This window comes from Acinetobacter johnsonii (assembly GCF_048551975.1).
In the GTDB taxonomy this organism is placed as follows: Bacteria; Pseudomonadota; Gammaproteobacteria; order Pseudomonadales; family Moraxellaceae; genus Acinetobacter; species Acinetobacter johnsonii_A.
Map to the genome: position 1 here is coordinate 52,324 of NZ_JBIMCF010000002.1, position 25,098 is coordinate 77,421.

Annotated in this window: 21 protein-coding genes and 1 pseudogene; 8 read left to right on the forward strand and 14 right to left on the reverse strand. The window is 43.1% G+C overall.

The window, feature by feature from the left end:
• Positions 1 to 2 precede the first annotated feature (2 nt).
• Both ACG9ZB_RS02395 and cysM read right to left on the reverse strand, forming a co-directional pair.
• Positions 3 to 824 (reverse strand): 3'-5' exonuclease, encoded by an 822-nt coding sequence (locus ACG9ZB_RS02395; protein ID WP_419323872.1) that lies wholly within the window; start codon positions 822 to 824, stop codon positions 3 to 5.
• A gap of 23 nt (positions 825 to 847) precedes the next feature.
• Positions 848 to 1,777 (reverse strand): cysteine synthase CysM, encoded by a 930-nt coding sequence (cysM, locus tag ACG9ZB_RS02400; protein WP_419323874.1) that lies wholly within the window; start codon positions 1,775 to 1,777, stop codon positions 848 to 850.
• Positions 1,778 to 1,930: 153 nt separating this feature from the next.
• Between cysM and ACG9ZB_RS02405 the strand changes: the two genes are divergently transcribed.
• The 5 genes from ACG9ZB_RS02405 to rsfS all read left to right on the forward strand — a co-directional run bounded on the left by ACG9ZB_RS02405 (position 1,931) and on the right by rsfS (position 7,846).
• Entirely contained in the window at positions 1,931 to 4,744 is a 2,814-nt protein-coding gene (locus tag ACG9ZB_RS02405; protein ID WP_419323875.1) for an ATP-binding protein, read from the forward strand.
• Between the two features lie 113 nt (positions 4,745 to 4,857).
• Positions 4,858 to 5,646 carry a crotonase/enoyl-CoA hydratase family protein gene (locus ACG9ZB_RS02410; protein ID WP_419323877.1) on the forward strand — a complete coding sequence of 263 codons (789 nt, stop codon included), beginning with the start codon at positions 4,858 to 4,860 and terminating at the stop codon, positions 5,644 to 5,646.
• A 34-nt stretch (positions 5,647 to 5,680) separates the two neighbouring features.
• Positions 5,681 to 6,556 (forward strand): NAD(P)-dependent oxidoreductase, encoded by an 876-nt coding sequence (locus ACG9ZB_RS02415; RefSeq protein WP_419323879.1) that lies wholly within the window; start codon positions 5,681 to 5,683, stop codon positions 6,554 to 6,556.
• Between the two features lie 15 nt (positions 6,557 to 6,571).
• The gene (locus ACG9ZB_RS02420) at positions 6,572 to 7,366 is read left to right on the forward strand and encodes a hydroxypyruvate isomerase family protein (RefSeq protein ID WP_419323881.1); all 795 of its coding nucleotides are present in this window, start codon (positions 6,572 to 6,574) and stop codon (positions 7,364 to 7,366) included.
• A 75-nt stretch (positions 7,367 to 7,441) separates the two neighbouring features.
• Positions 7,442 to 7,846, forward strand: coding sequence for a ribosome silencing factor (rsfS, locus tag ACG9ZB_RS02425; RefSeq protein WP_004692321.1), 405 nt, complete (start codon positions 7,442 to 7,444; stop codon positions 7,844 to 7,846).
• A 47-nt stretch (positions 7,847 to 7,893) separates the two neighbouring features.
• On the opposite strand, the gene ACG9ZB_RS02430 is transcribed toward rsfS, so the two are convergent.
• The 6 genes from ACG9ZB_RS02430 to ACG9ZB_RS02455 form a co-directional block, all read right to left on the reverse strand.
• Positions 7,894 to 8,502 (reverse strand): hypothetical protein, encoded by a 609-nt coding sequence (locus ACG9ZB_RS02430; RefSeq protein ID WP_419323883.1) that lies wholly within the window; start codon positions 8,500 to 8,502, stop codon positions 7,894 to 7,896.
• A 16-nt stretch (positions 8,503 to 8,518) separates the two neighbouring features.
• The gene (locus tag ACG9ZB_RS02435; RefSeq protein WP_419323885.1) at positions 8,519 to 9,856 is read right to left on the reverse strand and encodes an ammonium transporter; all 1,338 of its coding nucleotides are present in this window, start codon (positions 9,854 to 9,856) and stop codon (positions 8,519 to 8,521) included.
• 183 nt (positions 9,857 to 10,039) lie between these two features.
• Complete coding sequence (locus tag ACG9ZB_RS02440; RefSeq protein WP_419323887.1) at positions 10,040 to 10,741, reverse strand: XAC2610-related protein; 702 nt, start codon at positions 10,739 to 10,741, stop codon at positions 10,040 to 10,042.
• A 97-nt stretch (positions 10,742 to 10,838) separates the two neighbouring features.
• Positions 10,839 to 12,293, reverse strand: coding sequence for an NAD(P)(+) transhydrogenase (Re/Si-specific) subunit beta (locus ACG9ZB_RS02445; protein ID WP_419323889.1), 1,455 nt, complete (start codon positions 12,291 to 12,293; stop codon positions 10,839 to 10,841).
• A gap of 3 nt (positions 12,294 to 12,296) precedes the next feature.
• Positions 12,297 to 12,620 carry a proton-translocating transhydrogenase family protein gene (locus tag ACG9ZB_RS02450; RefSeq protein ID WP_004974924.1) on the reverse strand — a complete coding sequence of 108 codons (324 nt, stop codon included), beginning with the start codon at positions 12,618 to 12,620 and terminating at the stop codon, positions 12,297 to 12,299.
• A gap of 11 nt (positions 12,621 to 12,631) precedes the next feature.
• The gene (locus ACG9ZB_RS02455) at positions 12,632 to 13,759 is read right to left on the reverse strand and encodes a Re/Si-specific NAD(P)(+) transhydrogenase subunit alpha (protein ID WP_419323891.1); all 1,128 of its coding nucleotides are present in this window, start codon (positions 13,757 to 13,759) and stop codon (positions 12,632 to 12,634) included.
• 1,061 nt (positions 13,760 to 14,820) lie between these two features.
• Between ACG9ZB_RS02455 and ACG9ZB_RS02460 the strand changes: the two genes are divergently transcribed.
• Positions 14,821 to 16,011, forward strand: a complete 1,191-nt coding sequence (locus ACG9ZB_RS02460; protein WP_419323893.1) for an MFS transporter — start codon at positions 14,821 to 14,823, stop codon at positions 16,009 to 16,011.
• 62 nt (positions 16,012 to 16,073) lie between these two features.
• On the opposite strand, the gene ACG9ZB_RS02465 is transcribed toward ACG9ZB_RS02460, so the two are convergent.
• On the reverse strand, positions 16,074 to 16,718 hold the full coding sequence (locus ACG9ZB_RS02465; RefSeq protein WP_419323895.1) for a hypothetical protein: 645 nt from the start codon (positions 16,716 to 16,718) through the stop codon (positions 16,074 to 16,076).
• 327 nt (positions 16,719 to 17,045) lie between these two features.
• Here ACG9ZB_RS02465 and ACG9ZB_RS02470 point away from each other — a divergent pair, with 327 nt between their 5' ends.
• Entirely contained in the window at positions 17,046 to 17,774 is a 729-nt protein-coding gene (locus tag ACG9ZB_RS02470; RefSeq protein WP_419323897.1) for an SDR family NAD(P)-dependent oxidoreductase, read from the forward strand.
• Between the two features lie 105 nt (positions 17,775 to 17,879).
• Here ACG9ZB_RS02470 and ACG9ZB_RS02475 read toward each other — a convergent pair.
• Positions 17,880 to 18,836: pseudogene (locus ACG9ZB_RS02475) on the reverse strand (IS5 family transposase).
• 422 nt (positions 18,837 to 19,258) lie between these two features.
• Between ACG9ZB_RS02475 and dusA the strand changes: the two are divergent.
• Positions 19,259 to 20,281, forward strand: a complete 1,023-nt coding sequence (gene dusA / locus ACG9ZB_RS02480) for a tRNA dihydrouridine(20/20a) synthase DusA (protein ID WP_419323899.1) — start codon at positions 19,259 to 19,261, stop codon at positions 20,279 to 20,281.
• A 68-nt stretch (positions 20,282 to 20,349) separates the two neighbouring features.
• Here the strand turns inward: dusA and ACG9ZB_RS02485 are convergent, their stop codons facing one another.
• The 4 genes from ACG9ZB_RS02485 to acnA all read right to left on the reverse strand — a co-directional run bounded on the left by ACG9ZB_RS02485 (position 20,350) and on the right by acnA (position 25,011).
• Positions 20,350 to 20,820 carry an acid phosphatase gene (locus ACG9ZB_RS02485; RefSeq protein WP_419324177.1) on the reverse strand — a complete coding sequence of 157 codons (471 nt, stop codon included), beginning with the start codon at positions 20,818 to 20,820 and terminating at the stop codon, positions 20,350 to 20,352.
• A complete protein-coding gene (locus tag ACG9ZB_RS02490; protein WP_419323901.1) occupies positions 20,780 to 21,034 on the reverse strand; it encodes a hypothetical protein in 255 nt (84 codons plus the stop codon). The genes ACG9ZB_RS02485 and ACG9ZB_RS02490 overlap by 41 nt, the downstream gene beginning before the upstream one ends.
• Before the next feature lie 338 nt (positions 21,035 to 21,372).
• A complete protein-coding gene (locus ACG9ZB_RS02495; protein WP_419323903.1) occupies positions 21,373 to 22,143 on the reverse strand; it encodes a tRNA threonylcarbamoyladenosine dehydratase in 771 nt (256 codons plus the stop codon).
• 114 nt (positions 22,144 to 22,257) lie between these two features.
• Complete coding sequence (gene acnA, locus ACG9ZB_RS02500) at positions 22,258 to 25,011, reverse strand: aconitate hydratase AcnA (protein ID WP_419323905.1); 2,754 nt, start codon at positions 25,009 to 25,011, stop codon at positions 22,258 to 22,260.
• Positions 25,012 to 25,098 lie beyond the last annotated feature (87 nt).

Consider the following 25,098-nt stretch of genomic DNA (forward strand, 5'->3'; position numbering starts at 1 on the left):
ACCTAAAGATGGGAAGGGGAAAAATCGGCAGCGGTAAAAGCCGTCTGCTGTGAGGTCTCGCGCCACACCGACAAAAAGTCTTGATGCTGCGGTTGACCCTGTAAAAACTGGATGGTTTGATCGATAAAATGACGGTGGTCTTGAGCGAGCAATTGCCCTTTGAGCAAGAGCCAACGCAAATACACCAGCCATGTATTTAGCACATCACCTTCACAATAACTGGTGAGTTTGAGCCACTCCTGTGCCCGAACATATTCAGGTACATGATAAGCCCCATCGCCTCGTTTACCGGGATACCCCAATAAATGGGCAACATCATCTAGCTTTTGGAAATGACGCCCATTAAACATTGCCATCACATCCATCAGGTCGATGTGACGCTGATGATAACGGTTCTGATAGTTATTATAGCGCTTTTGTGTGTCAATTTCGCCTTGATCGAACAAAGCAGGTGCAGTTAAACCATGATACATGGCGCGAAGCATAATTACAGGTAAGTCAAACTGAGCACCATTCCAGCTCACTAAAGTTGGTAAGCGCTTATTAAATATGGATAAAAACTTACTGAGGATTTCTGCTTCCGAATATTGCTCACGGCTAAAAGAAAAAAGTTTCATCTGGCCTTGGTCATCCAGCCATAAGCCTGAAATACACACAATTTCATGCAAAGCCAAACGCTGAAAATCCATGCCTGATTCTTGGCGACGCAATTTGGTCAGTGCCGCCTCCAAATCAGCCTCAGGCAAATCTAAACCATATAAATGCGCCCCCGATCTCAAATCAGTCATGGTTTCAATATCAAAGGTGAGCACAGGTAGGCGCATATATCAGATTCTCTTTTATTGTTTTATTCAGGATCGACCACAGAGAAAAGACCCGTCGATAAATAACGGTCACCACGGTCACAAATAATGCACGCAATGACAGCACCGGGGTTTTCTTCAGCAATTTTAATCGATGCCCACACCGCACCACCTGAAGAAGTTCCTGCGCTAATCCCTTCTTTTTGCGCCAATTTACGCATGGTTTTTTCCGCTTCAATTTGCGGAATATCAATAATTTGATCAATCCGACTGCGGTCAAAAATCGTTGGTAAATATTCTTCCGGCCAACGGCGAATCCCAGCGATACTTGAACCATCTGATGGCTGTAAGCCAATAATTTGAATGTCGGGGTTCATCTCTTTGAGATATTTAGAGACCCCCATAATGGTACCTGTAGTACCCATTGAACTCACAAAGTGAGTGATTTTTCCACCTGTTTGCTGCCAAAGTTCAGGCCCAGTCGTTACATAATGTGCTTCAACATTATCAGGATTACCAAACTGGTTGAGTACGTGCCCTTTGCCTTCTTCTTGCATTTGCAAAGCCAAATCACGTGCACCTTCCATGCCCTCTTCTTTGGTTACTTCAATCAGTTCCGCGCCATAAGCACGCATGGCATCTTTACGTTCTTGACTCATGTTGTTGGGCATAATCAGTTTCATCTGATAGCCACGCATCGCAGCAACCATTGCCAGTGCAATGCCGGTATTTCCACTGGTCGCTTCAATCAAGGTATCGCCCGGCTGGATTTGCCCTCGCTTTTCCGCTTGCATAATCATGTTATACGCGGGACGGTCTTTGACAGAACCTGCGGGGTTGTTGCCTTCTAACTTTGCCAATACTGTTGCTTGAGTGTGACTTGCCAGACGCTGTAAACGCACCAGTGGCGTTTTTCCAACATAGTGATCTAACAAAAATTCGTCTGCTTGAAAATCAGTGGATGTAGTACTCATTCTTTTTACCTTGATCGAGGTGCGCCTATTGTATGGAAAAATGCCAGCCCCTGCACTCATTTAGCGTGCTTTTTCGTGAAAGTGATTAAAGCACCATCGATTTTTTATAAAGCGTGCTACACTTCAAAGCATAGGGAATAAATCACTTGCACCATGTCAAATATCAATAAAAAGTTATTTAATCGTCTGCACTTAAACCATGCTTATGGACAGCTGATTGCACTTATTTTCGTGCCGATTATGATTTTGGCTTGTGTAGGTGCATTACTGGTTATTACCGAAACTTCAAATGCCGCCAAAGCCCAGCAGCGACAAATGGCGATTGCAATTTTAACGCGCTATCAGCTAGATGCGGAAGCGGCGATCAATCTGTTGAATGCCTCCCCTTGGCAATATGAAAATGCACGTTATTTGATGCAAAAGATGTTAGATGAAAAACATCTGATTCGTGCCGCAATTATTGATGAAAAAGGCAATAACAAACTGAGCATTGGCTATCAAGACCACGCGCCTTGGCCCGCGCTGAAAAAAAATACTGATTTTTTTGGCCCGATGAATTTTAAAGGTAATACCGTATATGGTTTGCCCATCAACCAATTTACAGGCACGCCTGCACAGTTGGTGGTTGAATTAGATAACCAGCCCTTACAAATTGCCCGTTATCGCGTGTTGATTGTATTGATTGCGACAGGTCTGTTGACACTCTTATTGCTTTTACTCTGTTTAAATTTCTACTCGCGTCGCTGGATTGCGCCGATGTATGAAATTCGCATGCAGCTGCAACGTTTAAATGCCGACACCCTTGATCAACACATGCTGATTAACAGCACCGGTGAATTACGCTTACTACAACGCGATATTGCCAATGTGGTGAAACGCCTGCATTTTAGTTTTTTAGAATTGAAAGAACACACTGAGCAGACGGAAGACGATTTACGTCGAACCCTTGACACTTTAGAAGTGCAAAACATTACCTATCGTCAAGCGCGTGACCAAGCCATTTCAGCCAGTCAGTCCAAGTCTGTATTCTTGGCCAATATCAGCCATGAACTGCGCACGCCACTGAACAGTATTGATGGTTTTATTCATCTCTTACTGCGTCAAGACAACCTCAACAATGATCAAAATCTGTATTTACAAACCATCCGAAAATCATCTGCACACTTACTGGCACTAATTAATGATGTTTTAGATTTTTCAAAAATTGATGCAGGTAAACTAGAACTCGATACTGCAACTTTTGATCTAGAAGAAGCAATTTTTGATGTTATGGATATGCTGTCTCCTCTTGCTGCACAAAAGCATATCGATATGGCCTTTTACTATGCCGACAATGTACCAAAGCATGTGGTTGGAGATGCCCTACGCTTCAAACAAATTTTAACCAACTTGATTTCCAATGCCATTAAGTTTACTCCTGATGGCGAGATCATCGTCCGTGCAAGAATGGAACAAGATGATATTGGACAGTGCCTATTGCACTTTAGTGTACAGGACAGCGGCATCGGACTCAGTGGAACCGACCGTAAAAAATTGTTTGAGTCTTTTTCGCAAGGCGATGCTTCAGTCACGCGTCAATTTGGCGGTACAGGTCTGGGCTTAGCGATTTCCAAACAACTGGTGCATTTGATGCAGGGGCAAATTGGATTTGAGGACAACCAAGAACGTGCACCCACCGAAAAAGGTTCCACCTTCTGGTTTACAGCCATGTTTATGGTCAATGAAGAAGATGAATACGTCGAGCATCCTCAGTTTAGCGATATGCAAGTGGTCTCGTATTTGGCACATCCTGCAACGGCCAATATTCTGCGTCATTATCTTGAAGACTATGCTGTGGAGCACATCGAATCGAGTTCAATTTTAGACTTGTTCAGTCACCTCAACAGACTGCCTCAAGATGTGGAAAACACATGGTTGATTGTTGACCATAGTGGGGATACCGAAGCTTTATTAAAAGAAATTCGTCAACGTTATAGCGGTAACCTTGCGGTTTATGGTTACCAGATGTCACTCGATTTGACTACGCTGAATGAGTATCGCGCACGACCATTATACCAACCGCTCAGTCGGAGTGCTTTGATTCAATTACTCAGCAATCAACCGCTATTTGAAGAAGATGAAATGGAGTCCTTCAATGGTCAAGGCTTACATATTTTAGCGGTGGATGACCATCTCCCTAACCTGATTGTCCTTGAAGCCCTGCTGGGCGAATTGAATGTCAAGACAACAAAAGCTTTAAGCGGTCAACAAGCCTTAGAGATTTTACAAGAGCGTGCTGAACACGACAGCAAAGCTTTTGATTTGGTATTTATGGATATTCAAATGCCTGTCATGTCGGGGGTCGATACCACACGTGCCATTCGTGCGCTGGAGTCAACCATTGAAAACCATAAACGTTTGCCCATCATTGCCCTCACCGCACATGCATTGGCCGATGAAAAGCAAAAACTACTGCAAGTCGGCATGGATGACTATGTCACCAAACCAATTCAAATTGATCAGATTATTCAAATCCTGACCCATTGGACCACTGATCGCTTCAATAAAGGCTCACCCGTTGAAAAAGCTATCGTGATTGAAGCACTCGATCCTAAGGTGCTCGACTGGCAGCAAAGCTTACAGTTAGCCGCCAATAAAGAAGATTTAGCGGTCGACTTATTGCGTATGTTAATGGACAGTTTTGATACTGAGTTGCATGAAATGAAGCAATTGATTGAAATGGAAGATTTCCCACAATTGGAGCATGTGCTACACCGCCTGTATGGTGCAACACGCTATGTCGGTGTACCCAACTTACAAGAAGCAACAGGGACATTTGAACAGTTTGTTTCAACCTTACGTAAAGAGCGTCGTAAAGCAGATGAACAATTTGTTCAAGAAACCATCAAGCGTTTCAATGAACTCAAAGTCGTGATTGAACAAGTACAACATGCGGCACAGCAAATTTTAATCAAACATAGCCCATAAAACATTCAAAAGAGCATGACACCTAAGACAAGTTGTGACGTGACTCTTGGTGTCATTTATCCGTACGAGAGCTATGCTATGCTCCGTGCGAGCAAAAAATAAGAGTTCTCATCATGGCTTTACTTCGCATTGAAAACAAAAATGGCATTGCCACTGTTTCACTTAACCGTCCAGATAAACGCAATGCGATGAGTTTTGACTTGTTACGCGAATTGGTTAAAACTGCTGAAAAAATTAAAAAAGACCGCAGCATTCGCTGTGTCATCCTCACTGGTGAAGCGCAAGTCTTTAGTGCAGGCATTGATCTTGCCGATTTGAACAATCCGAAGAATCGCGCCTATGCCGCATGGGAACTGATCAAACCTGGACAAAGCCTCTTTCAAAAAGCTTTCCTAATTTGGCAAGAACTGCCTGTTCCTGTGATTGCCGCGATTGAAGGATTTTGCTTTGGCGCTGGTATGCAACTGGCTTTAGCGGCAGACATTCGTGTCGCACACCCTGCAACCAAAATGTCGATTATGGAAAGCCGTTGGGGACTGGTTCCTGATATGGGACTGACGCGTTCTTTGAAAGGTTTGATCGGACTAGATCTTGCCAAAGAGTTAACGCTTACGGCACGTATTTTCGATGCAACTTATGCCAAAGAAATCGGCTTAGTCACACATCTTGATGAATCACCGCTTGCTAAAGCCCAAGCTATTGCAGAAGAAATGTTACAACGCTCACCAGATGCACTCATGGCCTCAAAATATGTGTTGGATGCCATGCAGCATAAGCCTAAAAAATCCTTACGTTTGGAAAAAATTTGGCAGCTCAAATTACTGTTAGGTAAAAATAGCCAAATCGCACGTAAGAAAGATAAACAACCCGACGTGCAGTATCTACCACGCCAATATAAATAACAGTATTTAACCACTGACAATCAAAGAGGGTTCCATGAGTTTCGATCGACACACTAAAATTGCATTTCTAGGCATGGGACTCATGGGAAGCCGTATGGCCACCCGCTTACTTCAAGCAGGTCTTGAGGTCGCTGTATGGAACCGTACCCGCAGTGCCTGCGATGCACTCATTGATTTGGGGGCTACAGACTTAACACTACAGCATATCGCTGAATATCCTGTAGTTCTGACCTGTTTAGCTGATGACAAAGCCGCACTCAGCATTTATGAACAAATCGAACCGTTTTTGACGGCGAAGCAAGTGATCATCGACTTTTCCAGTCTTTCGGTGGAGCAAACCCTAAGTCTTGCAGCACGTGCTGAACAAAAACAGGTGCAATGGATCGACTCACCTGTTTCGGGAGGGACTGTCGGTGCAGAACAAGGTACGCTGGTCATCTTTGCTGGTGGCGATGCACAGACGATTCAAGACTTGTCTTTGATTTATAATATCTTGTCGCAACGTGTCACATGTATGGGCAGCACGGGAACTGGACAAGCCACCAAAATTTGTAATCAACTGATTGTGGCAGCCAATAGCACTCTGATTGCAGAAGCGGTTGCTTTAGCAGACAAAGCTGGTGTGGATACTCGCTTACTTGCACCTGCGCTTGCAGGCGGTTTTGCCGATTCGAAACCCTTTCAAATTTTAAGTCCACGTATGGCGACTCACCTGTTTGAGCCCGTACAGTGGAAAGTTCAAACCCTGTCCAAAGACTTGAACAATGCTGTGCAGCTTGCGGCGCAGCACCAACTCGACATTCCTGTTGCAGCGCGAGCACTTCAGCAATTGCAAGCACACCAACAACAAGGCTATGCTGAAGCTGATCTTGCCTCAGTCATATTACAAGTAGAACAACAAGCCAAATAAAATCAGGAGAAAATCATGACCAAACTTGCTGTAAATTTATCCATGATTTTTACCGAAGTCCCGTTGCTTGAGCGTTTTGCTTTGGCTCAAGCCGCTGGCTTTAAACATGTGGAAATCCAATTTCCCTACGAACTTAGCATTGAACAAATTCAAACTCAGCTTAGGCTTCATGACTTAAGCCTCTGCCTGATTAACGTTCCTGCGGGCGACTTAATGACTGGGGGTAATGGACTCGCAGGCGTTCCCGGCAAAGAGCTAGAGTTTCATCACGCTCTTCAGTTAGCTGTGCAATACGCCAGCGCACTCAAAGTGCCAAGTGTGAATATCCTTGCTGGCAAACAACCATTAGATGCCGACCTACTGCCCTGTTTAAATACCTTGTCCAAAAACCTGAAACTGGCCTGCCATATATTCAGTGAACATGACATTCAACCTGTCTTTGAAATGATCAACGGCACGGATATGCCGCGCTTCTTAGTGCAAAATATTGCCCAAGCACAGGAAATGTTAGAAGCAGTACAACACCCTACACTTAAAATGCAATACGACTGCTATCACATGGCCATGATGGGTGAAGATGTGTTGCAAGGGCTACAAGAAAATATTCAAGATATTGGTCACATCCAATTTGCAGACTGTCCGGGGCGGCATGAACCAGATACTGCACAAATTATGTATGCAAATATTTTTGAATGGCTACAACACAGCAGTTATGACGGTTTTATTGCGGCGGAATATCGACCAAAAACTGTTTCAACTCAGTCCTTTGCATGGAAGGCAAAATACTTTGCTGCACATCCTCAAAGTTGAACTATTGCGGATTTGAAATTTTCGCCTAAAAACGCTATATTACAAGATGAGTTATTGTCCGGAAAAATTCCCTTTATGAATTTAGAACCATCGCCCAGCGCTTCTAATTCTCACGATTTCGCAATGAATACCCAAGCTGCCGACGTACAAGCTTGCTTAAAAGTTGTACATGAAGCCCTTGAAGATGTAAAAGCAAAAGATATTTTAGCGATTGATGTCAGCCTAATCAGCAACGTCGCTGATGCAATTGTGATTGCAAGCGGTACATCAACGCGTCACATCAAAGCACTTGCTGATAACGTTGCTGAAGAAGCACGTAAAGCAGGCTTCCGCCCTCTCGGTGTCGAAGGCGAACGTGATGCAGAATGGATCTTGATTGATCTTGGCTTTGTTGTTGTGCACGTGATGTTGCCAACAGCACGTCGTTTCTACGACTTAGAAAGCCTTTGGCGTGCAGCCCCAGAAGAAACTGTAGCCTAATATGAAAAAAGCGACCTGAAGGTCGCTTTTTTTATGTCTAATTTTCTTTAAATTAAGCGATGCATATCGACCATTGGGTAACGCCCTTTCACTTGGCGCTTCACATAGGCATAGAGTTGATCTGCTTTTGCTGGACCATAAAATTCACAATAATTTTCATAACAGACTGTCAAGACCTGCGCATATTGAGTCATGGGCAAAGCCTCGAGCACCACTCGATCATTCAAGGCCTGATACTTATCGACCACAATGGATAAAGCGTCTAGCTGCATCTTCACCTCACGCTCAAACTCCTGCACATCAACGGCTTTGACTGCTTGACAGATATTTTGCATAAAAAACGTCAATGCATCGAGTAACACTGCTCCCCCTTGTTCGCTTTTCGATGCTTTTGCAGAGGGGTTCAACAACACTTGTTTTTCAACTTGGGCCATCTCTGCCAAGACATTTTTGAGCATGTCTTTTCGGAAGTAACGTAATTCCTCTGTGGTGCAAATTTCACTCAAAAAACGATTCAGGACAAAGGAGGGTTGATCACCATATTTCGCTTCCCAGTGATTCAATACTTGCTCTAAAAGTGTTCCTTGTAAGTACCGACTCAGTCCACGCTCGATCGCTTGGCGTTTTTGTAAAATAGTTAATGTTTCAGTCGACATGAGCTATCCTCTTTCATTAATGACGTTTGGTCATATCATCAGTTTCAAACGTCACATCACGCTGAAACTCGGGATAAGACAGTTCTGCATGTTCGGTATAGTCCAAGCCACGTTGTTCATGTTGTTTACTCACCCGCAAACCACCAAGAACGAGGTCCAAGACTTTAAAGACGATCAATGCCACACCAAAACCCCACGCAAAGGCTGTCAAAATACCCAAGCCTTGTACCGCAATGATCCCCGCATTAAACATTTGGTTTTCAAAAAATAGCCCCGCAGCCAATGTACCCCACGCCCCACAAAAACCATGTACAGTCACTGCATCAACTACGTCATCCAAGCGGAGTTTTTCCATCACCACTGGTAAAATACTGACCAGCACACCTGCAACCGCACCACTGATGATGGCATACACTGGACTCATGGTTGCACAGCCCGCCGTAATTGCAACCAGTCCGCCTAGTGAGGCATTAATGGTGCCGCGCATTAAAATTGCTTTACCACGTATTAGGGTATAAGCCATATAGGCAACCGCCGAAGCACACGCCGCCAAATGTGTATTCAAGGCAATCCGCCCAATACTCACATCTGCCTTCACAGTAGAGGCCGCATTAAAACCAAACCATGCCAGCCATAGAACAAAACCGCCTAGCGCCACTAACGGTAAATTATGTCCTGCCAAATAATGGACCTGTCCATTGCGCCCAAACCGCCCTAAACGAGGCCCCAACACAATAATTCCCGCTAAAGCCACCCATCCACCAAGCGAATGCACCACCGTTGAACCTGCAAAGTCAATGAAACCCATGGCTTTTAGCCAACCTTCGCCATCAAATAAGCTCCCCCAAGCCCATGCACCAAAAATCGGGTAGATCAAACCACTGACCACCGCAGCACTCACAATATACGCCACAAAGTGAATCCGCTCAGCCATCGCCCCACTGGCAATCGTCGTGGCGGTGGCAGCAAACATCATTTGAAAGAACAATAGGTTCCAGTGCCAATCATCCATGGCATTGGGGGCAAAATGCGAGGTTCCTATCCAACCACTCGAATTGACACCAAACATCAAACCAAAGCCAATCAACCAAAAGACCAAGCCCCCTAAACACGCATCCATATAGTTTTTCATGAGTACATTAATGGTGTTTTTAGAGCGCACCGAACCACTTTCAATCAGGGCAAAACCTGCTTGCATGAAAAACACTAAAATGCCACCGAGCACCACCCAGACACTGTCGAGCGAGAGACGAATTTCTTGAATATTTTGAGCCTGTGTTGGCAGGGGCTCTGCAGCAAAAATGGGTAAAGCAATACAGCACACAAAGAAGAGTAAGTATTTTATTTTTTTCATGAATAATCCCCCAAAGATTATTCATCTCAATTGCAAAATCAATGCCAGTGTTTCAACACCTTACAGATATTTAATCATGATCCATGCCCACCAATATAAATGGACAATTCAAACAAGGCGAAAAAGCGATACACCATAAAAGAGCCAAAGCGCATTTATCAGCTGATTGATGAAACATAGCTTTTAGTTTTTATAGTACTCATCCACAGCATAATAGTGAACCTTCTCTACCCATCGACCACGATTCAGCGTTCGCTCCGTCACTTTAACCTTTCCCTCTTGGACTGTTGCATCTTCAATAAAATCTTTGACTAGACTCAAACCATGTTTAGGAATCACAATATATTCCGAACGGATGTGATAACAACATCCACTTTTATTGAAGGTTAAGATTCTTTTCTGTTTTGGATCGACCTCAAACATTCCCAAATTTTCATGGGTTAAGACCGACAACTCCTCACTCAGAACAAATTTATTCTTGGTTCGATGAAAGACATAAACATCGTAGGTTGGTCCACCATAGGCTCCATAGTTACCATTACGGATGGCGACATCCTCACTCCCATCAAAGTTAAAGTCAGCAAAAATTAATGCACTTTGCTCACCATAAAGCTGCACCACATTAACAGACGGTTTGTCAGTTTCGTCCAGATCGATCGTCAATTCAGCCGAGGAAAAATGCTGAAAGTGCTGTGTTGTCCCTTTTATGTAAAGATCAATATTGGCTAGTCCATCACAGCTCCTGTCCGTACAGCTCGTCGTTATTTTTACATCATAGCGTTTCGATGCATTTTTTATTTCGAATACTTGAGCCTGAGTAGTTTGACTCAAAACGAACCCACTAAAGATCAGCAGCACCTGAAACCAGATCTGATTTATATTCATCTTGTTTTCTTATTGAAAAGTTAAACATCATCTTAGCAAAAGCTGCAAACATAAAAAAACCACCCGAAGGTGGTCTTTATACACTCTAGGAGGAGGATTAGTGTCCACCACCATTGATTGCTTTGGTCATATCTTCAACCACTTTCTTCGCATCACCAAAGATCATCATGGTTTTTTCGTTATAGAACAAATCGTTGTCTAGACCTGCATAACCTGTCGCCATAGAGCGTTTGATGACCATAATGGTACGTGCTTTATGTGCTTCAAGAATTGGCATGCCATAGATTGGAGATGTTGGATCGTCTTTCGCCGCAGGGTTGACCACGTCATTCGCACCAATCACAAGCACCACATCTGTTGCTGGGAAGTCTGAGTTAATCTCATCCATCTCTAAGATGTCTTCATAAGCCACGTCTGCTTCAGCCAAAAGTACGTTCATGTGACCTGGCATACGACCAGCAACTGGGTGAATGGCGAAGCGCACTTTTACACCTTGTTCTTTCAAGATTTCACACAGTTCTTTCACCGCATTTTGTGCACGACCTTGCGCCATACCATAACCCGGTACGATCACAACGCTGTCTGCATTTGACATCAAGAAGCCAGCGTCATCTGCTGAACCAGAACGATGGTTACGCTGTGCTTGTTCGCCTTTGTCCGCAGAAGCTACCGCAGTTCCACCCATTGCACCACCAAACAAAACGTTGATGATTGAACGGTTCATGGCTTTACACATGATGTAAGACAGAATCGCACCTGAAGAACCCACCAGTGAACCCGCAACGATCAACATATTGTTTTCAAGTGTGAAACCAATACCTGCTGCTGCCCAACCAGAGAATGAGTTCAATAGCGATACCACCACCGGCATATCACCACCACCGACTGGTGCAATCCATACCCAACCGAATGCAAGTGCCAGTGCAGTCATGGCCCAGAATGCATTCATGTTGCCTGTCGTAAAGAAGTACACACCACATGCCAACATTGCAAGGAAAATCAGCGCTTGTACAGGTTTAACCCATGCACCAGAAATGGTTTTCGCCCATTTTTTCGCAGCCAATTTACCATAAGCGAATACAGACGCTGTAAAGGTAATCGCACCGACGAAACAACCCACGAACAATTCAAATAAATGAACCTTGCTCATGTGTGCATGTTGCACACCCGCAGCAGTTAATGCCGCTTCATTTTGTGCAAATAATGCAGTCAGTTGGTTGTTATGTAGAATTGCCGCAATCGCAATCAATACCGCAGCCAAACCGACTAAAGAGTGCATTAACGCTACAGTTTCAGGCATTTGAGTCATTGGCACCGTACGTGCGCGGGCAATACCCACCACCGCACCTGCTGCCATAGCTGCCAAAATCATCCACACAACTGGATTGTCTGCCACAAAGAATGTGGTCAAGACTGCAATCGCCATTGCGATCATGCCATAACGGTTGCCTGCAATCGCAGTTTTCGGCCCAGACAAACCACGTAAAGTTAAGATAAAGAGCACAGCCCCGATTAAATAGAACCAGTCTGCATATTCACGAATAAATTCCATGCATTAGCCCTCTTTTTTCTTTGCTTTTGGTTTGAACATTTCCAGCATACGCGCAGTCACTGCAAAACCACCGAAAATATTGATGCTTGCCAAGAACACAGCAATCGCACCCAGTACACTCACCACATTAATGGTTTGGAAGTCGACACTGCCTTCTACACCCATAATTGGTAGACCGACAGTTTGAATCATCGCACCTACAATAATGATTGAAGAAAGTGCATTGGTTACTGCCATTAATGGCGTATGTAACGCAGGTGTTACCCCCCACACCACGTAGTAACCTACGAAGATGGCAAGGACAAAAATCGTAATTGTTTCAACCATGAGAGTTCTCCTTAACCACGCTTTAACAGCACTTGACCGTTATGAGTGACCAGCAATGCTTTCTGAATTTCTTCTTCAGGATTCAATGCGAAGTTCTTGTCGTTATCAAATAATGTTTCAACAAAATTGAACACATTACGCGCGTATAGTGCAGATGCCTCTGTCGATACAGTCGATGGAATATTTGGAATCCCTAAAATGGTCACACCGTTGTCAGTCACAATAGTTTCACCGCATTGTGAACCTTCGACATTACCACCCGTTTCAACCGCCATATCTAAAATCACAGAACCTGGCTTCATTTTAGCAACCGTTTCCGCCTTAATCAGACGTGGCGCATTACGACCTGGTAAAAGTGCAGTGGTAATCACGATGTCCGCATTCGATACAGCTTTATCTACAATAATCGCTTGATCGCGGATATAGTCTTCTCCCGGCATCCAGCCGTAACCATTTTTGGCAGCATCGGCAGCTTTTTGTTGTTCTTCCGCTGACATAGGTACGTCTAACCATTTGCCACCCAAAGATTCCACTTGATCTTTCGCAGTCGGACGTAAATCCGTTGCTTCAACCACAGCACCCAAACGTTTTGCTGTCGCAATCGCTTGAAGACCAGCAACACCGACCCCCATGATCACGACACGTGCAGGTTTTACAGTACCCGCAGCCGTCATCAACATTGGGAACATGCGCTGGTACTCTGCCGCAGCAAGAAGCACTGACTTGTAACCCGACAAGTTAGCTTGTGAAGATAATACGTCCATGTTCTGCGCACGAGATAAAGTTCGTGGCAGTAGCTCCAAAGCAAATGCAGACACTTGTTGTGATGCAAATTGATCAAGCTCCGTATTACGGTACGGGTCAAACATGGCAATAACCGATGTATTTGGCGCAAGCTTTTGAATTTCAGCACCCTGAGGGGCACGTACTTTCAAAATCATTTGGCTACCGGTATAGGCATCATCTGTCAGCGTAGCACCGACTTGCTCATAAGCACTGTCGATATAAGCAGCTTTCACACCTGCTCTACGTTCAATCACTACACTATGACCAGCACTGATCAACTTTTTTACCGTTTCTGGCGTTGCGGCTACACGATTTTCACCGACGACAGTTTCGGCTGGAATTCCGATCTGCATGAGCGTCCCTCAAGCTAGTTTTTCTTAAAGTAAACATCACCGATTAGGTAATGTTTTCTCACAGGATGTTCTTATGAATTTTTGGATTCTAATGAAACTTTTTTAAAATACCACCCACTATTTATTTAATAAATACCCACATACTGAACTGGTGATTCATAAAAAATATTGGGTGATATCTCGTTTATTTGCTTTGAATCCGCTTAAAAATTGATTTATTTCTATTCAAATTCTGAACCACAGATCCTTTCACATTAAAATCTGCACTTTTTTTGCACAAAACCAAGTCCTTTAATTCCGCAGTATTGATCTTTTTGACCAATTCGAGAATATGAACCGCCACGTTCAGATTAACCCGAACCCGTCATTCATCGAGCTTTACCATCTGCCGTCACGCAAACTTTGCAGACATTGACTTAAATGACAGTTTTGCTGCATTTGCAAAAGCTTCGAATTGGCCTGTCCCTATTTTTCATCGATCAAAAATGCCTATGCTCAAAATTTAGCTCAACTAAAACGCGTATTTGAAATGGATAGTCTAAAAATACAGGGAGGGGTTGATCGCGTTTAACTAGATCTGAAACGAGGAATGACCAACAAAAATGTTTTTTCATATTTTATCGGATGATAATGGCGCGCATTGACACACTAGGCTTAAGTAAAAATGCACCATCATTGAGCAAAAATACCTTAAATAGATGAATATTTCAGTAATTTGTCCCAAATCTTTGATGTGCAAGATGATTAAAAATGATCGAATGCAACAATTTCATACAAAATAGACGGCCATGTTCAGAATTTTTTAAAGATTTTTATTATTTTTTGACAGGAAATTCTAAATATCATCATTTTTTGATTGTATTAGATGAAAACGTCGGCCTGAGAACAGGTTATGCTATTTTCTGTGTCTTGATCTTCGACTCATTTTTGATGCGGTCATTTCTCACCTGTTTTAGGCTTTTGTCCCAGCTTCGTATACAATTTCTTAAACGGTGCATCTATTTAACTCAAGCACGATGTAAACGTCATTCTAAAAAATACTCCCTCATCAAAGGCTCATTATGAATACTTCTTTCGACATCAGTCGAGACAAATCTCTGCTCTGGCTGATGGCAATTGTCTGCGGCTTATGTGCAGGGGCAAACTATTATTGCCAGCCTTTGATTTCCTCTATTCAGCAAAGCTTTCAAGCACCAGAAGAACAAGTGGCTTTGACCGTGACCTTTGCTCAAGTCTCCTATGCTTTAGGTTTACTGTTCATTGTGCCCTTAGGCGACATGCTGAACAAAGCCAAACTAATTCCATTCCTGATGTTTGGCGCATCTGCTGGGCTGTTTATCTGTGCGACATCTACAAACTTATCGATGCTCTGGTTAGGCACCATTATTACAGGACTCTTTTCAGTTGCAGCACAAGTGCTGATTCCTCTGGCTACGATGGCAGTCAAACCTGAAAAAACGGGAGAAGTGGTCGGTTTCCTCATGAGTGGCTTACTGGTCGGAATTTTACTATCGACCAGTGTGGCGGGATTACTCTCAGATTTATGGCACTGGAAAATGATTTATGTGCTGAGTGGCATTGCCATGTTTGCTTTGGCTCTTCTGATGAAAGGAAAACTACCACAACTACCAAAACTCAAAATCACCTATTTCGACATTTTTAAGTCCATGGGGAGTCTGCTGCAACAAGAGCCTCGTTTGGTGTTTCGCTCAATCACGGGTGGATTTGCTTTTGCTGCCATGAGCATGCTGTTTTCCACCATTGCCCTACTTTTAACCGCTAAGCCATTTCAACTTTCGGATGTTTTAGTCGGCTTAGTGACTTTGGTCGGCGTATTTGGCGCACTCTCCACCCAGTGGATTGGTAAATGGGCTGATCGCGGTTATACCTTGCTTTTGACTTGGGTCGGCTGTGGGACGTTAGCCCTCAGTTGGGCCTTTCTATACTTAGGTGGAAGTTCTCTCATCAGCTACATCATCGGTTATGCACTGATTAACTTAGGACTTGCAACTACACATAGTTGTAACCAAAACGTGATTTTCCGTTTGCGCCCCGATGCGAAGTCGCGGGTGAACTCCATTTATATGACCTTATATTTTATTGGCGGCGCGTGTGGCTCGGCACTGGGTGTCTATGCATGGCATCATGGCGGCTGGACTAGTACATGTTTGGTCGGTATTACACTGGTGATGATGGCGGGTGTCTTTGCTCTGCTGGATACACTGTATAGCAAAAAACATGGTATTGCTTAACCCTAAAAAAAGACAGTTGACTGAGTCAACTGTCTTTTTATTTGGACATTACTTTTTTAGCGCTAACTTACCTGAGCGACCGGGTAAAAAGGTTTACCCAAATCGAGACTATCGGCATTTTCCAAAGCAATATACAAAAATGCGGGCAGCAAAGCCGATAAAATTTGACAGCCATCTTGTAACTGCTTACGGTTCAATGAACTCTTATAGGTTGAACCGCCATGCATCAACTGATTTCGCAAGGTATATAAACGGTTAAACAGTATCAGTAAAATATCAACCGAATGCTTCTGTTGTAGCGCTTTCGCCACTTTCTTCTTTTCTTGTTCAAGCTGAGCCTTACAAACCTCTAAACCAATTTTCTTATTTTGATAGTCCCAATACCCTTGATAGGTATATTGGTTGTCTAAGAGCATACGAATAGGCTGACTAAATTTGTCCCATAAAATGCTATAAATTCTATGATCGACATCATGCTGGCAAATTAAATGCAAGAACTGACGTAAACTCTGTTTGTCCTGACTTTGCCCCAAGTCTTGTGCATATATCGCATTGAAGGAAATCCAAAGGCTGATAAATTGTAAATCGGGATCATGATCGAGCAGCAATGCTTGCTTTAACCAACTCAGCCCACGATGTATTCTCAGATTAAACTCATCACTCTGTTGTACTTTTTTAGTTTTAAAAATTTCTTCTAAAAGCAACATCGGCTTTTCCTATACTTTATTCTTCTATGTATTCAACATACTGAATGATTAAGCTAAATTCAATCCTGCTAAGATATAGTGATTGATCAATCCCACAAATTCAGTATGAATGTTCTTTTGAAAATAGAACTATTCAATTTTTTCCATGCTTTGGTCGCACTAGAAATCACTCATCAAACGATTCTAGCAAGCACCTAAAACAGCCATTCCAAAGAATGGAAATCCTGCTGTTTTTATTTCCATTCTTTTCTACAGCGATATATAACGCTAAGTTAAATGGCATCAATCAGGAAACATTGATGCCACTTAAACTAGGATAAAAAGATCATGGAAACATTTAACTCAAAGATGTTTGAAAATAAAATCGCCGTCATGACAGGTGGCACATCTGGTATTGGTCAAGCCGTTGCAGTCGCATTTGCTGAACGTGGTGCAAAAGTATGGGCGCTTGGCTTACAAGCAGCCAAGGCAGTTTTCCCAACTAGTTTGGATATTGAAGCTGTCGAAATGGATGTCACCGATAAAGCCGCTGTCGATACTTTTTTCGCAAAAGTAGATCGCATTGATACTTTATTCAACGGCGCAGGTATGGGTTCTGTCTCAGAGCACGAATTAGACACCTATAAAAAAGTGCTAGAAGTTAACCTCACCTCTGTTTTTTATATCAGTGAAGTCGCTGCTAAAGCCTTAGCTAAATCGGACAATCCATCGATCATTAACGTGTCTTCACTGTACGCGCAATTTGGTTCAGGTATTGCACCAACATACTCTTGTTCTAAAGGTGCCATTGATCAACTTACCTTCTCACATGCACTGAGCATGGCCCAAGCCAAAATTCGCGTAAATGCTGTTGCTCCGGGTTGGATCGATACGCCGCTTATCCAACCATTGAAAGATATGCCTGATGTATTTAATGGCATTATGCAACGTTCTCCAATGCAGCGTTTAGGTAAGCCTGAAGAAATTGCTAACGTGGTAATCTTCCTCGCGTCTGATGCAGCAAGCTTTGTAAATGATGCGATAGTGAAAGTTGATGGTGCCTATTCAATTGACTAATACTTTATTGCCAAGGCTGATAAGGGCTTAAATCATAAGCCCTTTGCTTTTATAACGCTTAGCGGCTTTGTTGCATAAAGATTTAAAAGTTAAATTTACCCTGTTCTACTCAAATTCAAGTGACAACTTGGGTAAAGGTCGACCTAACTCCTTAAATTTATTTAATATTGTCACACGTGCATGCATTTCATTGACTTGGCTTTGAAAGTTTCTCGCACTGAGTTTATCCCCCAATAATTTGATGCAATGCATCTTGGTTTCGACCAGATTTCTGCGATGATAGCCTGACCATTTTTCCATAGTGTCCTGCCTGAGAAGCACTGCTTCGCAAGATTAACTGTTCGAAGTAATTCATTTCGCTCTCGCGAATGAGCTTTGTTATCTTTCCAAGGCTTTGCATTTTTTCTGGGTGGAATCACTGCATACGCTTGCCGATCTGCAATGACCTGACGGCATTGTTTTGTGTCATAAGCCCCGTCTGTATAGACTGAATCAATCTGCTCATCCAATGGGATTTGATCAAGTAAATCTCCAAGGACTTGCGAATCACTGACATTATTTGTTGTCAGCTGTACAGCTCTGATTTACAAGGTTGTAGCATCTATACCAATATGCAATTTACGCCATTGCAGACGATATTCAGGCTGATGTTTCTTGCGTTTCCATTCACCTTCGCCTAAAAACTTAAGGCCAGTTGAGTCTATCAATAGATGTAATCCTTCATGACTTTTTTTGATAGCCGATCGTAATATCAATCTGCTTTTTTCGTCTGCAAAGTGTGGAATAATCTGGTGCTGTCCAACTTAACCCACTGAGTTGAATTAGGCTTTGCACAAAGCCTGTGACCATACGCAAAAAAAGTCGAAAGATAGATTTGATCATCAAACAGCACTGAATTGCTGTATCAGAATAAGTTTGATTTCTTCCATGCTTAGCCTGTGGCTGAGCATACCATTTAGTCTGAGGATCGAGCCAAGTTGAAATATTTCCTTGCTTGATTAGAGCTTGGTTATAAGAGGACCAATTCGTTGTGCGATAAATTTTAGATGCAGGCTTCTTCATTTGGAAATTATATTACATAAGAAGCCTTTAAGAATAACTTTGTGCAACAAAGCCATTCCAGATCAGAAGTTCCCTTTACTTGCTCTAGTGTTCAGCAAAATGTACTGACTTTATTTTTATGGTAGTATTGCGCGCGATCGGCCAATATTGAATTAAGCCTAAAGTAGCAGCGTACTCTCCCATATTCGCATCGAATTTGATTCAGATATTGATCAATAGCAACTCGTTAAAGTCAGTTCAAGCTCTTTCTCCAACGAACTATTTGATTTCCTGTATGTTGTTTGCACTTTTCAAATTCAATTTTTAGCTCCCACAAACCACTTATGTAGTTTCAGAACAGTTAGGACAGCTCTTAACTCGTCCACGTGGGTTTACGTAATCTTTGACAGATTGCATAGCACAGATTAAAGGTATGATTTTTCATGACGATGAACAAAAATATTGAAAACACTCAATCTCCGAGAATCAGTGTTGCGCCGATGATGGATTGGACCACCAAGGACTATCGTTTTTTTGCACGTTTATTTAACCCGAATGTGATTCTCTATACCGAAATGGTGACCACAGGTGCCATTTTATTTGGAGATGCCAAACGTCATCTCGACTTTAACCATCAAGAACATCCACTTGTCTTGCAACTGGGTGGCTCTAATCCGAAAGACCTTGCTACCTGTAGCAAAATGGCGCAGGACTGGGGCTATGATGAAATTAATTTAAATGTCGGCTGCCCGAGTGACCGCGTACAGAACAATAAAATTGGCGCATGTTTAATGGCAGAACCAGACTTGGTCGCAGAATGTATTGCAGCAATGCGTCAAGCAGTCGACATTCCAGTGACGGTGAAACACCGTATTGGCATTGATAATATGCATTCTTATGAAGAAATGCTGCATTTTGTCAATACCGTGGCGAAAACTGGCTGTAATAATTTCATTGTGCATGCCCGTATTGCTTTACTTCAGGGCTTATCACCTAAAGAGAACCGTGAAGTTCCACCGCTACGTTATGAAGATGTGTATCGTCTCAAACAAGAACGCCCAGAATTGCTGATTGAAATTAACGGTGGGATTAAAACCTATGCCGAAACAACGCAGCATTTACAACATGTTGATGGTGTGATGATTGGGCGTGAAGCCTACCACAACCCCTATCTACTAGCAGAACTTGGACAACTTTGGCAACTTGATGCACCAGACCGTTTTGAAATTATGGAGCAAATGCTGCCTTATATTTCACAGCGTATGGCAGAAGGTGCACCATTGTCGATTTTAACCCGCCATATTCTCGGTTTATTCCAGAATTTGCCAGGTGCACGCAAATGGCGTCAGGCACTCAGTGGTGGCAATGCCAAAACCTTTGCCGATGTTGAAAATGCCATTCGAAATATTCAAGACGCTCTGAAACGTACCGAAGATTATTTACTTGAACATCAAGTTCAGCCTTAAATAGTTAGAATAAAAAAGCTCAATTTGAAATTGGGCTTTTTTTATTTTCTAAGGTTAGCTTTTTAGACTTACATCACGGAACCAACGGTGGTCGACAAAGCTTTATTTTCAAACTCACATGAAGCAGGATCTGGTACATCACCTTTACGCTGTGCAGTCTGATATTCCTTCTGCGCTTTTGCTAAATCTTTTAAAAACTGTTTTTGCGTATGTAACTGCGGCACAGTCATAGCTGCCATGTTTTTACCTTCGATAATGTCACTTTGCCAATGCACATTACACACCAAGCGACTTTCGGCAAAAGCCCGTCCACGTAGAAAAATATGACTGGCACGCTGCGGTGCAATTTCACTCATGATCAGTGCCCAGCCCCAACCAATGGCTGAATGCCCTGATGGATAAGAACCGTCGGTTGCTAATTTTTCTTTATTTTCTTCATACGTGATGCCAAATTTTTCACGGTCAGCAGCCGAGATTTCACAAATTCCTTGACCATTACTAATAAAAGGTCGAGCACGTTGATATTTTTTTTGCAGTATACGTCGATAAGCCTAAATCGACCAAAGAAGTCTCTAACATCTTATAAATAGTCGGAGTCTTTTCTTTGCTAATGTCTACGTTGGCAGCACAAGAAAATGCTTTGGCTGCGCTAGGAAGATATAAATTACTGTCGTAACCTGCTTGCACCCATCGGTCTGAACCATAAAGCATGAGGGCATTTTTATTCACAAACTCATCATTGGCTTTGGTCACAGAGCCTTCAGCAGGCGGTGGCGATAAAATCAGTGCGCTATCGACGGTCGACTCGGTTAAATAACTTTTATTGTTCTCTCAACTCTTTTTCATAGGCATTCCGCTCTGCGTGCGTCACTGCTGTTGCCCACGCTAAAAGTATGATCCCAGTAGGTTTTATCATTGTCGTCTCTACCTCTTTCATCTGTTATGCAATTGTTCTTTATCATTTTCAAAGTTTAGATTCGAAATCGAATCAAAGTGCAATCAACATAACATAATTTAAGATGTAAGCTAGAGCGACGTTCTAAAAACTGAGGCCGTTTTTAGATAAACCATCACGCAATGCGGCAAAGTTTCTACGAAGACTTTGCCTGAATCATTTCAAGTTTTTTCAAAACTTCCGCAACTGCAATCATGGCAAAACTTGAAGTTACTACCACTGCCGAACCATAACCACCACAACGCAAGCCTGCACTTGGGCAAACATCGGCACTGGAGAATGGATTATCAATTGAATACACACAGGTAATCCCGAATTTTTCTTTCGGCTTTTTACAAATCCCTTTTGAACGTAGCTGTGCACGTAACTTGGCAAGCATTGGGTCTTGTTCAGTTTTCGATAAATCTGCAACACGGATTTTCAGCGGGTCCAATTTACCGCCTGCACCACCCGAAACAATCAATGGAATCTTATTAAAACGACAGTGCAACATCAGTGCTAATTTAGCTTTGACGTCATCAATACAATCTAAAATCAAGTCTGGTCGATGTTCTAAAATTTCTTTGACATTTTCTGGGGTTAAATAGTCATCGATCAAATTGATTTTGATCCGTGGATTGATGGATCGACAACGTTCGGCCATCACTTCAATTTTTTCATGTCCCAAGGTTGAGGTCATGGCTGGCAATTGACGGTTAATATTCGAAGCCGCAATCGAGTCCATATCAACCAGTGTTAATTCTCCAACGCCTGTACGCGCTAAAGCCTCTACTGCCCACGAACCTACACCACCAATTCCGATCACCATGACATGACTTTTTTCATAATATGAAAAGGCCTCGTCTCCATAAATTTTGGCTACACCAGCAAAACGGCGGTCATATTCATCATGTTGCAGATCAGTCATGCGTACATCTATATCGGTAAAATCATGTTCATTTTACCTGAATACGACCTTGGATTGAATGTATCGCTACAAACAATAAAGTCCTGCTACTGACAGGGCTTTATTTCATTGAGATTAGGCTGCAATTAAATTACGTAGTACATAATGCAAAATGCCGCCAGCTTTAAAGTATTCCACCTCATTCAAGGTATCAATACGGCACAACACTGTAAATTGGTCTTGGTTACCATCTTCTCGAAGCACCTGAATTTCCAAGGTTTGATGCGGCTGGATATCATCCGATAATCCATGAATCGAAAGTACTTCACGACCTGTCAAATTTAAGGATTGGCGCGTTTGTCCATCGACAAATTGCAATGGCAATACACCCATACCAACCAAATTCGAACGGTGAATTCGTTCAAAACTTTCGGCAATCACCGCTTTAACACCCAATAAGTTCGTGCCTTTGGCAGCCCAGTCACGTGATGAGCCTGTGCCATACTCTTTCCCAGCAATAATGATTAATGGCATATGTTGCTGCTGATAAAGCATAGAAGCATCATAAATCGGCAAGGTTTCTCCTGTTGGATTATAGATCGTGTTTCCACCTTCTTCACCGCCCAACATTTCATTCTTAATGCGGATATTAGCAAAAGTGCCTCGCATCATCACTTCATGGTTCCCACGTCGAGACCCGTAAGAGTTGAAGTCTTTGGGTTCAACCCCTTGTTGTTGTAAATAGCGTCCTGCGGGGCTGTCTTTCTTTATATTACCTGCTGGAGAAATATGATCGGTGGTGACCGAGTCTCCAAGCACAGCCAAAATACGTGCCTGCTCAATGTTGGTAATCGGCTTCGGCGGTTGACCAATCTCTTCAAAAAATGGCGGATGGCGAATATAAGTTGAATTCTCTTGCCAAGCATAGGTCTGACTTTGAGGAATCTGAATCGCCTGCCATGCTGCATCACCATCAAATACTGCGGCATATTCTTTATGGAACATCGAGGTATTCACGCTCTGTAGCGCATGATCAATTTCCGCCTGACTTGGCCAAATATCTTTCAAGTAAACCGCTTGCCCATCTTTGCAGAAACCAATCGGTTGTGTGGTCAGATCGGTACGGATATTGCCTGTCAAACCATAAGCCACCACCAAAGGAGGCGAAGCCAACCAGTTGGTTTTCACTAGAGGATGCACACGCCCTTCAAAGTTACGGTTGCCTGAAAGTACTGAAGCAACATTCAGATCATGGCACTGAATGGCTTCTTCAATCGGTTCAGGCAGCGGTCCAGAATTCCCGATACACGTGGTACAGCCATAGCCAACAAGGTTATAACCCAACTCATCCAAATACGGTGTTAAACCTGCCGCAGCCAAATAATCGGTCACGACTTTAGAACCAGGTGCAAGCGAACTTTTCACCCACGGTTTACGCTGTAGACCTTTTTCAATGGCTTTTTTAGCGAGGAGCCCTGCAGCCAACATCACGCTCGGATTGGATGTATTGGTACATGAGGTGATGGCTGAAATCACCACATCACCATGATTCAAGGGGTAGGATTTTCCATCAATGGTGCAAGATGGTTCCTCATGCGGTAGATTGGCTTTTTTAGCTTCAACAGCTGTACCACCGCCTTCATTTTCTAAACGCTCTTTGGCTTCCTTGGCTGGCTTGAGATTCAGTTCCATCAAGTCATGAAAAGTTTTAGGTACATCTGACAGCAAAACACGATCTTGCGGACGTTTAGGGCCTGCCAAACTGGCCTGCACTGTGCTCATGTCCAAGCTCAACGTATCGGTAAAAACGGGTTCGTCACCTGCATTTCGCCATAAGCCCTGCGCTTTACTATAGGCTTCAACCAAATCAATATGTTGTTGTTCCCGACCTGTCAACGCTAAATAGGCCAAGGTCACGTCATCAATCGGGAAGAAACCACAGGTCGCACCATATTCAGGCGCCATATTGGCAATAGTCGCGCGGTCAGCCAAAGGCAAGTCAGCCAAACCATCGCCATAAAATTCGACAAATTTACCAACCACGCCTTTTTGGCGTAGCATTTTTGTGATGGTTAAAACCAAATCCGTTGCGGTAATGCCTTCATTAAGTTTCCCTGTGAGTTTGAAACCAATGACTTCAGGAATCAACATGGATACAGGCTGCCCGAGCATCGCCGCTTCAGCTTCAATCCCGCCAACACCCCAACCGAGCACGCCTAAGCCATTGATCATGGTGGTATGTGAATCTGTTCCCACCAAGGTATCAGGGAACGCAAAAGTTTGTCCCTCATCCTTCCCCAGCCATACCGCTTGAGCTAGATACTCTAAATTGACTTGGTGGCAAATTCCTGTACCGGGCGGGACAACGTTAAAGTTATTAAAGGCCGATTGTCCCCAACGTAGGAATTGATAACGCTCACCATTGCGTTGCATTTCAATTTCGACATTTTCAGTAAAGGCATCTTTATCCGCAAAATGATCGACCATCACGGAATGATCAATCACCAAATCGACAGGGGACAAAGGATTAATCAAATTCGGATCACCACCCGCTTGTGCCATTGCCGCACGCATGGCAGCCAAATCAACCACGGCAGGAACCCCTGTGAAATCCTGCATCAACACACGTGCAGGCCGATATTGAATTTCTTGATCAGAGGTTCTATTTTTTTGCCAATCGACTAGGGCTTGAATATGCTCTACTTTTACACTTTTTTGATCTTCAAAACGGAGTAAATTTTCGAGTAGGACCTTTAAAGACTTGGGTAATTGATCAATATTACCCAATGTTTGGGCGACTTGAGGGAGGTTAAAAATTTGATAGGATTTTTCACCCACCGTGAGTGTTTGTAATGCATTGAAACTATTGATTTTGCTATATCTGGCCATTCGGTTGCCCTCCCAGTATTGGCGAATTTATTTATTATGATGTTCTTTCTTTAATGTAAGCCTGTTTAGAAAAGAATGTGTTCCCTT

Bases quoted from the DNA above. Each gene is read 5' to 3' on its own strand.
- ACG9ZB_RS02395 (WP_419323872.1), bottom strand. From the start codon at position 824: ATGCGCCTACCTGTGCTCACCTTTGATATTGAAACCATGACTGATTTG.
- ACG9ZB_RS02440 (WP_419323887.1), bottom strand. From the start codon at position 10,741: ATGAATATAAATCAGATCTGGTTTCAGGTGCTGCTGATCTTTAGTGGG.
- ACG9ZB_RS02470 (WP_419323897.1), top strand. From the start codon at position 17,046: ATGGAAACATTTAACTCAAAGATGTTTGAAAATAAAATCGCCGTCATG.
- ACG9ZB_RS02410 (WP_419323877.1), top strand. From the start codon at position 4,858: ATGGCTTTACTTCGCATTGAAAACAAAAATGGCATTGCCACTGTTTCA.
- ACG9ZB_RS02460 (WP_419323893.1), top strand. From the start codon at position 14,821: ATGAATACTTCTTTCGACATCAGTCGAGACAAATCTCTGCTCTGGCTG.
- ACG9ZB_RS02445 (WP_419323889.1), bottom strand. From the start codon at position 12,293: ATGGAATTTATTCGTGAATATGCAGACTGGTTCTATTTAATCGGGGCT.
- ACG9ZB_RS02405 (WP_419323875.1), top strand. From the start codon at position 1,931: ATGTCAAATATCAATAAAAAGTTATTTAATCGTCTGCACTTAAACCAT.
- ACG9ZB_RS02415 (WP_419323879.1), top strand. From the start codon at position 5,681: ATGAGTTTCGATCGACACACTAAAATTGCATTTCTAGGCATGGGACTC.
- ACG9ZB_RS02435 (WP_419323885.1), bottom strand. From the start codon at position 9,856: ATGAAAAAAATAAAATACTTACTCTTCTTTGTGTGCTGTATTGCTTTA.
- acnA (WP_419323905.1), bottom strand. From the start codon at position 25,011: ATGGCCAGATATAGCAAAATCAATAGTTTCAATGCATTACAAACACTC.
- ACG9ZB_RS02420 (WP_419323881.1), top strand. From the start codon at position 6,572: ATGACCAAACTTGCTGTAAATTTATCCATGATTTTTACCGAAGTCCCG.
- rsfS (WP_004692321.1), top strand. From the start codon at position 7,442: ATGAATTTAGAACCATCGCCCAGCGCTTCTAATTCTCACGATTTCGCA.
- ACG9ZB_RS02465 (WP_419323895.1), bottom strand. From the start codon at position 16,718: ATGTTGCTTTTAGAAGAAATTTTTAAAACTAAAAAAGTACAACAGAGT.
- ACG9ZB_RS02430 (WP_419323883.1), bottom strand. From the start codon at position 8,502: ATGTCGACTGAAACATTAACTATTTTACAAAAACGCCAAGCGATCGAG.
- ACG9ZB_RS02455 (WP_419323891.1), bottom strand. From the start codon at position 13,759: ATGCAGATCGGAATTCCAGCCGAAACTGTCGTCGGTGAAAATCGTGTA.
- ACG9ZB_RS02450 (WP_004974924.1), bottom strand. From the start codon at position 12,620: ATGGTTGAAACAATTACGATTTTTGTCCTTGCCATCTTCGTAGGTTAC.
- dusA (WP_419323899.1), top strand. From the start codon at position 19,259: ATGACGATGAACAAAAATATTGAAAACACTCAATCTCCGAGAATCAGT.
- cysM (WP_419323874.1), bottom strand. From the start codon at position 1,777: ATGAGTACTACATCCACTGATTTTCAAGCAGACGAATTTTTGTTAGAT.
- ACG9ZB_RS02495 (WP_419323903.1), bottom strand. From the start codon at position 22,143: ATGACTGATCTGCAACATGATGAATATGACCGCCGTTTTGCTGGTGTA.